Genomic DNA, 13,006 nt, shown 5'->3' with positions numbered 1-13,006 from the left:
TCTAAACCAAAGCATACTATGAAAAAAACTCTCTCCTTCATCTTAATCCTCATGGTCACTGCTGGGCTATCATATGGTCAGACAGATTTCCAACAAGACTTTGTTGCAGAAAAACAGTATCTGCGTCTTCCAGTAAAGAATGGAGCGCCTAGCAAGACAGTTGAAATAAAATCTGAAGGTGAAAAATTACGTTGGTTTACTATTGAGCTCGCAGAGGGAGAAGCAGACTGGTACGCATATTTAGATATCAGTGCATGGAAAGGCGACACACTGAGCCTCCATGTAAATGAACTAAGTAAGGGAGCCAACGTATTTCAGCCCATTGTACAAACCGACGAAGACAAAAACGAAGGGGTACTTTATGAAGAAAAGCTTCGCGGACAGTTTCATTTTTCACCCAAAAGAGGCTGGAACAACGATCCCAACGGTTTAGCTTTTTACAAGGGTGAATACCATCTGTTTTTCCAACATAACCCTTATGGACGGGGCTGGGGAAATATGCACTGGGGGCATGCGGTTTCCAAGGACCTCGTACATTGGGAAGAGATAGACATAGCGCTCTACCCCGATAAATATGGAACGATGTTCAGCGGAGGCGGCGTTGTGGATTCAAATAATACAAGCGGCCTCGGAGAAATCGGTCAAGCGCCACTCATACTCTACTACACCGCTGCGGAGCATTCATGGAAACAAGGCCTAGCCTATTCTGTCGACGGAAGAAATTTTAGCAAACTACCTGAACCTATTTTGGATAAGATAAGCGATGGGAATCGGGACCCTAAAGTTATTTGGCACGAACCGAGTAAGCGCTGGGTGATGGTACTTTATGTTACTGAAGCAGACGAACTGCATAGCATGTATTTCTTTACGTCGACTAATATGAAACACTGGGAGTATGCCAGCAAGTATTCTGGTGGGTATGGAAATGATCGCTATATGTATGAATGTCCAGAGTTTTTTGAGCTGCCGGTGGAAGGAAATCCTTCGGTAAAGAAGTGGATATTAACGGGTGCCAACGGTCAATATGCTATCGGAACATTTGATGGAAAAACCTTTAGCCCGGAAGAAGAAAGACTATTCAGTCAGCATGGACGCGACTACTATGCCGCTCAAACCGTAAGCAACGAACCGAAAGGGCGACGCATAGAAATCGGCTGGTGGCGTACACATACAGATCGCAACGAGATGAACTTCAATCAGAGTATGAGCATACCTACGCAACTCAACTTGAAACAAACGGAAAACGGATTGCGATTATTCAGGACGCCGGTTGAAGAATTAAAGGCTCTGAGAACCGACAGCTACGAGGCATCAAGCATCAAATTAACACCCAATGGCGACAATCCTTTATCGAAGCAAAAGAGCGAAACTGCCGAAATTAGAATGACGATTGACCCAGAAACTGCGAACAATCTGCAAATTAATCTTCGTGGCCTTGTACTGAACTATCAAATGAACGACGAAGAAATCATCATCGACGGTATCCGAACGCATGTCCCTCTCGTAAATGGGAAACAAGAGTTTATCATCTATGTTGATCGTACTGGTGTAGAGATATTTGCTAGTGGCGGACAGGTTTTTATCCCTGTGAATTACAACTTCGCTCCCAGCAATACATCATATGATGTCAAGGTGTTGGGTGGTGATGCGGTAATTGAAAAACTGGAATTTCATAAATTAAAAAGCATCTGGTAGGCAGCTTGTGTTTAAAGTATTAAATTAGTCGACAAATAAAAGACACGATAATGCATAAGTCAACTTACATCAACTCGTTAAGGCTAGTAGCCGTTCTTCTGTTTATTGCATGTGGTTCATCGAACCTTCCAGCGCAATCCTCGATCGACATCAAGGCCACCTGGCAAGTTTTAGGAGAAGACGATGCCGGAAAGCGGTCAATATCTCAGTTTGTCATATACAACAACTCGGACGATTCTGTTCTTAGTTCTGAATGGTCGCTATGGTTCAACTCCATGCGCTCGATCGATGTGACCCAAACAACGGGTTATAAGTTGACCCATGAGAACGGCGATTTGTATAGACTTCAATTTGCAGATGGATTTTCGGGAATAGCACCTGGCGATTCGATCGAGGTTCCTATCGAGTTTAAGAGTAAAGTAATCAACTTTTCCTTTGCTCCTTCGGGACTTTATCTCGCATCAGATGACTCAACGGTTAGAGCAATTGACATTGAAGACTATCAGGTCCTACCCTATACCGGGTATCAAGAGTTACAACTCAATGCATTAGCAGAGCAATACGATTTAAACCAACGTTTAGCTGCTTTGAAATCGACCGGACGACTAATAATCCCGCAACCGGCTCAACTAGACATAGACAAAGAAAGTGGTGCATTTGACTTAAGTCCCAATACCACCATATCAGCAGACAGTCGCTTTGAAAAGGAAGCAGCGAACCTAAATCTTTCCTTGCAGAAAATATTTGGGAAAAGCCTATCTACAACGGCATCCGATACAACATCAGATATTCGCTTTGTATACGCGGCGGAATTCGATCATGAAGCCTATAGTTTGGAAAGTACGGCAACAGAAATCGTTATTAAAGCCGCTGACCCGGCGGGAGCGTTCTACGGAGTGCAAACATTGAAAGCACTTTTCCCGTTAAACGCTTGGTCGCAAAAAGGTGGTCGCCCTGAATCCGTCTCCTTGCCATTAGTAAGCATTCAAGATGCACCTCGCTTTGCTTACCGTGGCTTTATGCTGGATATCGCGCGTAACTTCCATTCCAAAGAAGAGATTTTAAAGGTTTTGGATCTGATGGCTACTTATAAATTGAATAAGTTCCATTTGCATTTTAGTGATGATGAAGGGTGGCGACTTGAAATCAAGTCACTCCCGGAGCTTACGGAAGTGGGAAGCAAACGATCTGCCGATTTTAAAGACGGGCTATCTATCCAGCCTTCTTATGGCTCCGGTGCTGTTGCGGAAGAAAAACAATACTTAAGCCAAGCAGATTTTATAGAAATACTTCGCTTTGCTGCGGACAGACATATTACGGTTATTCCGGAAATTGAAACACCCGGCCATGCGCGCGCTGCAATCAAATCAATGGATGCACGCTACAATGCATTGATGAAGGAAGGGAAAGAGCGAGAGGCAAAGGAATTCTTACTTCGAGACTTTGAAGATAAATCTGAATATAGTTCTGCTCAATATTGGAATGATAATGTAATGAACGTAGCTCTCCCCTCTACGTTCCATTTTATAGAAACAGTAATCGATGAAATTGTTGGCATGTATAAAGAAGCGGGTCTGACGCTCAGCACTATTTCTTTAGGCGGCGACGAGGTTCCTCGTGGAGTCTGGGAACAATCGCCTCAGATCAAAACCCTTATGGAACGTGAATCTATTAAGTCTGTAAACGGGGTTTGGACGTATTATATCAACAATTTACTCCCTATTCTTCAGGAAAGAAACCTCCAAATGGCTGGCTGGGAAGAGTTTGGTATGGTCAATACAGGTAATAAAATGCAACCTAACCCACAGTTTGGTGCTGACAACATTCTTTTAGACGTGTGGAACAATGTAGCCGGTGCGGGAGCTGAAGACTTAGCTTATCGCTTGGCTAACCTGGGTTATCCAATTGTATTTATCCCGGCAAACAACTTCTATTTAGATCAGGCTTGGGATAATACCTATCAAGAACCGGGGCACAATTGGGCTACATACACAGATCTTGAGCGTTCATTTAGCTTTATTCCTTTAAACTTTTTCAAGAATATTAAGACCTCCGGATCTAGATCTTTAGAGAACCTAACCGAACAGGGAAAGGAAAATATTGTCGGTGTAAAAGGAGGACTTTGGTCTGAAAAGATAGATAATGATAACCGACTCGAATACATGCTTTTACCGCGTCTACTTGCCCTTGCAGAGCGAGCATGGGCTGCGGAGTCTCAATGGGAGAAAAACGGGGCAAACAATTGGCAGGAGCTTTATCAGAGTGACTGGCTTGAATTTGCACATCATGTAAATAGTCATGAGCTGGCAAAACTTGACTACCTTCATGGAGGGTTCAACTATAGAATTCCAGATGCAGGAGTCAAGGTTATCAACGATCAAATACATTGCAACGCGGTTTCTTCGGAATTTACAATTCACTACACACTGGACGGCACGGAACCTACAATTGACAGCCAAATCTACACAGAGCCGATATTGGCGGAGGGAACTGTTAAATTGAGAGTATTCAACGAAATGGATCGTGGTGGTAAAACCGTGACTATTCATAATTAAATACAGAAACAGGAACACACACACAATATGACGTAAGGATGTTTTAATTTTTTAGAACTTTGGCTTTCCGAATTTTAAAAAAATGAGAACGTTTATTCTGTTTATCGTACTTTTTACCTGTAGTCTTTTGGTAAGGGCTGACAGCGGCAATTTCCCGTTAGTTGCTACTGAAAATACAAGCGAAAAATTAACATTTACATTCGATCCCGACACACAGAAGGTATTGCATGTTCATGATGCCTTCCGTTTTACTGACGCAACAGCACATGCTGTATCAGCGCCTCTACGCTGGAAGAAAAAGGACTGGTTAAAAACCGGAGGCGTCATAGCGGGCACAGCTCTCATCACCCTGATAGACAAGCCGGTTCGTTCATTTTGGCAGGATCGGGATTCCAAGGTATGGAACACCGTGGAACGAGCAGGTTTTCATCTAGGCAAACCGTATGCTGCCTTTATCCTTACCGGAGGTTTTTACCTGACCGGAGTAGTCATCAACAATGAATGGGCAAAAGAAACAGGCTTAATCTTAGGGGCGGCTTACTTGACAAGTGGTGCTGTTCAAACATTGATGAAAACAGTCATCGGCCGCGCAAGACCGGGAACGAACGTAGGTCCCTGGGCTTTTGATCCGATGTCACCTGAAGCCGCGTATCATTCTTTTCCATCAGGTCATATTCAGATTGCTATGGTAAGTGCTTTAGTTTTAGCTAATCGGACTGATAATCCTTGGTTGAAGGCAGGACTCTATGCAACAGGTGGAATTACCTTGGCTTCTCGGATGTATTCCGACTCGCATTGGCTTTCGGATATGGCTTTTGGTGCTGCTATATCGTGGTTTTGTACGAATGCAATTATAAAACGCATGGACGAAACCCGATACACCAACCCTTTAAAAAAGGATAACAGCATTGAATGGGCATTGGTTCCTACTGTTCATGGTCTTGGATTGAGAGGAAGGTTCTAACCAGAACGCTCCAATGGTTTATTGAGAATTATTTACTAAATTTAAGTAGTTCCCACCACAAACAAATATGTCGAATGGACTATAACAAATTAATTGAACAAGCAGCAAACCATGTTCAAACTTATATCGATGAGCGCAAGGATCCAAATCTTATCTTTCATAACAGTATACATGTCAAAGAAGTTGTAGAGGCAGTCAGGAAGATCTCTGCGCATTATCAGCTGGGAGAACGCGATTCGGCTATTGTAAAAATTGCAGCATACTTCCACGATATTGGATACTATGAAGCTGGCTGCATAGGCCATGAGATGCGAGGCGCAGATCTCGCCGAAGCCTTCTTAAGACAAAATCAGGTAGACGAAGAAATGATCGTGCAAGTGAGAAACTGTATTCTTGCTACTAAACCGCCTCAGGATCCTAAAAATCTTTTGGAAGAAATAGTCTGTGATGCAGACCTATACCATTTGGGAAGCGATTGGTTTACCATACGGAACAAATTGATGCGCAGGGAAGCCGAGGCAACGGGAGTTCAGGTTGACAAAAACGAATGGCGAAGACAAACGATCAAATTATTAGAAAACCATAAATATCACACAAGCTATTGCCGCAACTTATTAGAAGAAAAAAAACAGGCAAATACGAGCGCATTGAAGCAAAAAGAATTGGAAGAGATAATCAATACAGAAGTTAGTAACAAGCAGAAAAAACGCCCCGATCGTGGAATAGAAACGATGTTTAGAATTACGTCAACCAACAATCAGCGTCTAAGCGATATGGCAGATAACAAGGCAAATATCCTCATTACCGTAAACTCGATTATCTTATCAGTGGTCATTGCTTTATTGTTGAGAAAACTAGATAACAACGCACACCTTATCATTCCGACCGCCATCCTTCTCACCGCGAGTTTAGGCACGATGGTTTTAGCAATTTTGGCTACGCGGCCGTCGATACCCAATGTTAAACATAGCGTGGAGGAGGTGAAAGAAAAGAAAGTTAATCTCTTGTTTTTTGGAAATTTCTATAAAATGCAACTGCCCGATTACGATAGAGGGATGCGAGAAGTGATGGAAGATCGCGACTATTTATATGGCACATTAATTAAGGATGTCTACTCACAAGGTGTCGTACTCGGTCGAAAATTTAAATTACTCAGACAGGCATACAGTATATTTATGTATGGACTGATCGTCTCGGTGATTGCATTCATAATCGTTGTAATGACGAACGTAAATGTGTAAAGAAAAATGGAAAGACGGGCGCCTATCTTTTTTAACCGGGATCTCAGTTGGTTGTCATTTAACGAGCGTATTCTAGACGAAGCCGCAAAAACGGACGTACCCTTGCTGGAAAGAATTAATTTTCTGGCTATTTACTCTTCGAACCTCGATGAATTCTATCGTGTGCGAATGCCAGTGCTGTCCGCATTAAAGAAGATAAAAAAGCTAGCTGAGCCTCTAAATTTGGATGTACGTGAAACGGAAGTCCATAAAAAAGCCAAAAAAACCATCTTAAGAAACCAAGAGCGCTACGGCGAAATTATGACCGAACACATCATCCCCGAGATGAAGAAAGGTCATGTTTATTTAGCATATAATGAGGAAATCCCAACTCCTGTCCAACCACAAGCAGAAAGTTATTTCTATTCAAGAATACTTTCATCTTTAGAGCTTATTCGTTCGGATCAATTGGCGAACTTTTTTCCTGAAAACAATCAGTTGTATTTTCTGGTTACCCTCACCAAAAAACAAGAACGCGAATTGGCTATTGTAAAAATCCCTTCGAACGAGGTGGGTCGATTTTTTACAATGGAACACCAGTCGACACAGTACGTTCTTCTCATAGATGACATCATACGTCACCACCTTGCAGACATATTTGGAGGTTACAGTAAAATCAAAGCGTATTCTTTTAAAGTTACACGGGAAGCGGAACTCGATTTAGATGATGAATACAAAGGCGATATCGCTGTTAAAATCGAAGAACAGCTCAGAAAACGCGACTACGGACTCGCTACGCGTATACTGTATCAATTTAATATGCCCAAAAAGCTCCTCAACGAGCTAATTGGCCTCTTTAATATTCCCAAGATTAGTACCATGCCCGGGGGATCTTATCATAATTTGCGAGATTTCTTTTCTTTTCCGGTCGACCGCCCATCGTGGAATAACAATGCGCAACCACCCTTGCCTCTTACCCTACCAAAAAATCAAAGCCTGTACGAGACACTACAGAACCAAGATCTATTAATCAGTCCGCCGTACCAATCATACGACACGGTCTTACGATTCTTTAACGAAGCAGTTATCAACGATGATGTTCAAGAGATCTATACAACGATCTATCGTGTGGCGGAAAGCTCCCTGATCTTAAAAGCACTTATTTCCGCTGCGAAGAATGGAAAAAAAGTAACGGTGTTTGTCGAGTTGAAAGCTCGGTTCGATGAAGGGAACAATCTCAAATGGGCAAAGGAAATGCAGAAGGCCGGCATCAAAGTTTTGTTCAGTATTCCCAAACTAAAGGTACACGCCAAAGTAACCTTAGTAAAACGACGAGGGGCAAAGGAGAACAGATATTTAGGATTGTTTTCAACGGGAAATTTGAATGAGAAAACGGCGACGGTCTACGCGGATCATGTATTGTTAACAGCGCACGAAGGCATGTGCCAAGAGTTAGAACGGGTGTTCAATTTCCTTTCAAGACGGCGTCGGGTGGTAAAAACAACACAGTTGAACTTCGAACACCTGCTGGTTGCTCAGTTTAATCTTGCGGAAACATTTATAGCGTGTATAGACCGCGAAATAAAACATGCCAAAGAGGGCCTGCCTGCAGAAATAACCATTAAGCTAAATAATCTCGAAGAGAAGACAATGATTAAAAAGCTATACGAAGCAAATAATGCCGGTGTTAAAATTAACCTCATTGCACGCAGCATCTGTCGCCTCATACCCAGCGTAAAAGGTATGAGTGAACATATAAAAGTTAGGAGGATTGTCGACCGCTACCTAGAACACAGCAGGATATTTATTTTTCATAACAATGGTGATGAACAGATGTATATGGGTTCAGCCGACTGGATGAATCGCAATATTCACAACCGTATTGAAGTTTGCTTTCCGGTTTATGATAAAAAGCTGAGACAAGAGATTAAAGATGTTCTTGCATTTCAGTTTAACGATACAGAATCTGCGGTTTATATTAATAGCGATTTAGAGAATGTCCCCGTGAACGTGGACTCTGAAAATGGAGTCCGTGCTCAGCGAGAGACATACATTTACTTTAAGAACAAACATGATAAAAAGTCCACTTAACTCCTTGCAATCTCTGGCGAGCTTGGTTTTCTTCTTGATAGTTCTATCTGCATGTGCTCAAGACAACACGGTCTACACAAGCCCCGAAGGATATACGCTTACTGATCCGGAAACATATTATCTTTCTGACGCATTGCATGAAGTGTCAGGAATAACTTTTCCTTATAAAGGCTCAGGCGTACTCGTAGCTATTGAAGATGAGACAGGAACTGTGTACCAGTTACAGCTGGATGAAAATAAGACCATCCTAGGGAAATTTGGTAAAAGTGGCGATTATGAAGGGATCGCCGCAACGCGACAGGATCTGATTGTTTTACGTAGCGATGGTGTACTATTCATTATGCCACTAGCAAACAGCAAGGAAGAAAAAATTCAAGATGTTATCATGACAGATGATCTGATACCAACTGATGAATATGAGGGTTTGGCAGTAGACCCCACAGATGATTTGATCTACGTCTTATGTAAAAAATGCGATGTTGATAAGAAGAGAGAGAAAGTAAGCGGATACATTTTCGAAATAAGAGATCATCAACCTCGCTTAAAAGGTCAATTTGAGATTGACGAAAATCAAATTGATTCTTTCGAAAGCCTCAAAGGTAAAGATTTTCGCCCTTCAGCGCTGGCAAAGAACCAGCTCCGCGATGAATGGTATATTCTCTCATCGATCAATAAGATGTTGGTGGTCGCCGACTCCAGCTGGAATGTTAAAGCAGTCTACCCACTAAACCCTAAACATTTCAATCAACCAGAAGGCATTGCTTTCGATGCAGATAACAATCTATTTATCAGCAATGAAGGTGGAGATAAAACAAGAAAGGGAACCATACTTAAATTTAATGAGACACAATGAGATATTTTTATATCATCCTAATTGGCTTATTTTTCACAGGCAATTTCGCTACTGCCCAAGACGACGACATCGTAAACCGGGTTATCTTTATCGGAGATGCTGGAGAAATCAATTTCAAGCAGGAAACGATTATTCCTCGTGCGTCCGACTTGATTCTTGACGGGAAAACCCAAGTGGTTTATCTTGGCGACAACATCTATCCACGCGGAATCGGCTTGCCCGGAAGTCCTGAAGAAGAATCCACTAAAGATATATTGAGGTCACAATTTGAACCGATGCGAGCAAAGGGTGCTCCGGTATTGTTTATTCCAGGGAATCACGACTGGGACCGAATGGGTAAAGATGGCTTGGCAAAAATTAAGGCGCAGGGACAATTCATTGAGGCGCAGGGCGATTCGCTACTGAAGCTATTACCTGCAGACGGATGCCCCGGACCAGTTGAGTTCCCGATTTCTGATGATGCTGTCATGATTGTCTATGATAGTGAATGGTGGTTATTCCCGTATGACACGAGCAGTCCCGATTCTGACTGCGAATGTACCACAGAAGACGAATTCCTAAATAAACTAGAAGAATTACTTTATAAGAATCGTGATAAAACCATTCTGTTAGCATCTCATCACCCCTTTTACACCTACGGCGTACATGGTGGCTATTACTCCCTTAAAGATCATCTGTTTCCTTTGACGGTCCTCGACAAAAACCTATGGATACCCCTTCCCGTCATCGGATCCCTCTACCCTCTTTTGCGGTCGTCCGTATTTCTGAACCCGGAAGACATGCCTCATCCAGAATACCAGAATCTTATTAATAGCGTCAGTGACGTCATCGATGGTTTCCCTAACGTTATCCTCGTCGCAGGTCATGAACATGGCTTACAATTTATTAAAGAAGATGGAAGGTATCAAGTAGTTAGTGGTTCTGGGGCAAAAAGCTCCTATGTAAAAAAAGCTGACAACTTGCTATACGGCACATCTTTGCAGGGCTTTGTGACGGTAGATTTACTTGATGACCGCAGTACCCAAATTACGTATTATCAATATGCTGACGGGTCTATTAATTCGACTTTTGAATATCAAGTAGACTATATCGACGAGTCGCTTATCAACAACCAAATGGCTATTGACCCTATCGAAGGGGATAGTATCGTGATACAAGCCAACCCTGAATATGATGAACGAGGCAATCTCCACAGAAAACTATTCGGGGAAAATTACCGGAAAGAGTGGGCCGCTGACACCGAGGTGCCCATCCTTCGCGTCTCTGAAATCGAAGGCGGTCTGATTCCAATTAAACGAGGTGGCGGAATGCAAACCGTTTCCATCAGATTGCAGGATAGCACCGGCAAACAATGGGTACTGCGCAGCGTCAACAAAAACTCCGAGTCACTGCTACCTTCTGCACTTCACAATACCTTTGCGAGTGATTTCATCGACGATGCAGTCAGCGCCCAACACCCCTACTCGGCATTAATGGTGCCTGCGATTGCCAATGCTGCTAAAGTGCCTCATACCAATCCTATTATCGGATGGGTTGCCCCCGATTCGCTGCTCGGTGTTTATAACTTAACCATAGCGAATACCTTAAACCTACTGGAAGAACGTGAACCTTTGGGAGACTCCGACAACACTATAAAAATGTTGGATAAGGTATTCAATGATAATGACGATACATTTGGAGCAAAAACCTTTTTTCGGTCACGACTGGTAGATTTGCTGATAGGTGATTGGGATCGGCACGAAGATCAATATCGTTGGGTTGATGAAAAAGAAGGAAAAGATAAAGACTACCGAGTAGTACCGCGCGATCGCGATCAAGTTTTACGCGTGATGGAAGGTGTTTTTCCTTCCATTGTATCCAGAGAATGGGCTGTACCCACTATCCAAGGTTTTGACGACCATATCCGTAATATGAAATATTCGATGCTGAAGTCTGATTTCCTCGACGCTCATACAAAAATGCAATTTAGCTACGACGAGTGGATGGAACTCACTGAGGAATTTGTCGATAATGTAAGCGATAGCGTCCTTTGGAAAAGCGTTCATAGTCTGCCACCGTCGTCCGTAGAAATAAGAGGACAGCAATTATATGAAACCTTAAGAGCAAGGCGGGACGCAATACCCCAGGCAATGGACAAATACTATCAATTTGTTCATTCAATCATAGATATTCGTCTTTCTAATAAGAATGAGCGGGTTCAGATCAGCGACGATCAAGATGGAGCATTGCGGATATTAATTAATAAAATCAATAAAGATGGAGAAGTAAAAAGGCAGTTCCTGAATCGCGTTTATCATCCTGATACCACGAAGAAAATCAACATCTATTTATCACAAGGAAAAGATAGCGTCGAAGTTGACGCCCCACATTCACCCATCCGGTTACGGATTATCGGAGGTCAGGAAAATAAAGTCATAGAAGTGAAGCAAGCCAGACGGAAGGTCCATGTGTATGATTTGATCAAAGACTCATCGACTTATTTGGGAGACCGGCGAGCCATGAAGACACATTTCTCTAACGATAGTACGCATACGGAGTTTGTACCTGTTAATCTTTACAATACAACCATGCCACTGGCGTTGGTGGGCTACAACGTGGATGACGGTATTCTACTGGGTGCAGGATTCAAGTATACCCATCAGCGAGGATTCAGAAAAACTCCGTTTAATCACAGTCAGAAAGTGCTTTTCTCGGGAGCGTTAAAGACTGGTTCCTTTAAAGTCGATTATGAAGGTCACTGGAGAGAACTAATTGGCAAGGCAGATCTGGTTGTTAGTGCCTACGCCTTTGTTCCTAATAATACACAAAACTTTTTTGGTTTAGGCAACGGCTCTGAATTTGATGAATCATTATCTTCGGGATATTACCGGGCACGTTTCAACCTGTATGAGGTTGAGCCCAGCTTGCAATGGACGAAGGAAACCAGTTATTTCAAAATTGGCCCATCACTTCAATATTATAGTTTAGATCCATCGAAAAACCAAGGACGATTGATTCTGGATGAGGAGTCGCTTAAAAGCTACGATCGTTATCATATTGATGAAAATAAAGCCTTTGCCGGTCTAGTCTCAGAATATCGTATCGATAACCGCGACAATCAACTGATTCCCACTCGCGGCGGCTTTTTTAACACCAAGGTACGCGCTTACGCAGGACTAAACGAGTACTCCAATTCTTTTGTTCAGGTAAGATCCAACATCGGCGTTTACAAAGGCTTTGCCAATAACGCTATCATCATCGCGAACCGACTCGGCGGAGGGGTGACATTCGGCAAGCCAGCGTTTTACCAAGCACTGTTTTTGGGGGGACAAGACAATTTATTAGGGACAAGAAAGTATCGCTACGCAGGAGACCATCTATTTTATAATAACTTAGAAGCCAGGATTCGCTTAGCCCGGGTTGGCAGCTTTATTCTACCGGGGCAGCTGGGACTCGTTGGTTTCTATGATATTGGTAAAGTATGGGCGGAAAATTATAATACGAAGGCTTTGCACCAAACCTATGGAGGAGGATTATATTATGCACCTGCAGAAATGGCTGTATTCCAGCTTGTAGCCGGACATTCTAAAGACGGTTGGTACCCTCATTTCAATATGGGATTCCGTTTCTAAAATTAAGTTTTAATCAG

At 42.7% G+C, this 13,006-nt stretch carries 7 protein-coding genes; all 7 read left to right on the top strand.

The window, feature by feature from the left end; genetic code table 11:
• The first annotated feature begins 18 nt into the window (after positions 1-18).
• The 7 genes from WKR92_RS13620 to WKR92_RS13590 all read left to right on the top strand — a co-directional run bounded on the left by WKR92_RS13620 (position 19) and on the right by WKR92_RS13590 (position 12,989).
• Positions 19-1,695, top strand: a complete 1,677-nt coding sequence (locus tag WKR92_RS13620; RefSeq protein WP_375558389.1) for a glycoside hydrolase family 32 protein — start codon at positions 19-21, stop codon at positions 1,693-1,695.
• Between the two features lie 50 nt (positions 1,696-1,745).
• The gene (locus WKR92_RS13615) at positions 1,746-4,250 is read left to right on the top strand and encodes a family 20 glycosylhydrolase (protein WP_375558388.1); all 2,505 of its coding nucleotides are present in this window, start codon (positions 1,746-1,748) and stop codon (positions 4,248-4,250) included.
• A gap of 82 nt (positions 4,251-4,332) precedes the next feature.
• Positions 4,333-5,214, top strand: coding sequence for a phosphatase PAP2 family protein (locus WKR92_RS13610; RefSeq protein ID WP_375558387.1), 882 nt, complete (start codon positions 4,333-4,335; stop codon positions 5,212-5,214).
• Between the two features lie 74 nt (positions 5,215-5,288).
• Entirely contained in the window at positions 5,289-6,455 is a 1,167-nt protein-coding gene (locus WKR92_RS13605) for a Pycsar system effector family protein (RefSeq protein ID WP_375558386.1), read from the top strand.
• A 6-nt stretch (positions 6,456-6,461) separates the two neighbouring features.
• On the top strand, positions 6,462-8,525 hold the full coding sequence (ppk1, locus tag WKR92_RS13600; RefSeq protein ID WP_375558385.1) for a polyphosphate kinase 1: 2,064 nt from the start codon (positions 6,462-6,464) through the stop codon (positions 8,523-8,525).
• On the top strand, positions 8,506-9,378 hold the full coding sequence (locus WKR92_RS13595; RefSeq protein ID WP_375558384.1) for an SdiA-regulated domain-containing protein: 873 nt from the start codon (positions 8,506-8,508) through the stop codon (positions 9,376-9,378). The genes ppk1 and WKR92_RS13595 overlap by 20 nt, the downstream gene beginning before the upstream one ends.
• Entirely contained in the window at positions 9,375-12,989 is a 3,615-nt protein-coding gene (locus WKR92_RS13590) for a BamA/TamA family outer membrane protein (protein WP_375558383.1), read from the top strand. The genes WKR92_RS13595 and WKR92_RS13590 overlap by 4 nt, the downstream gene beginning before the upstream one ends.
• The last annotated feature ends 17 nt before the right edge of the window (positions 12,990-13,006 follow it).

Source organism: Albibacterium profundi, from assembly GCF_042159835.1.
Lineage (GTDB): Bacteria > Bacteroidota > Bacteroidia > Sphingobacteriales > Sphingobacteriaceae > Albibacterium > Albibacterium profundi.
Note: the sequence above shows the minus strand (reverse complement) of the source record. Positions and strands in the feature narration are given on the sequence as shown.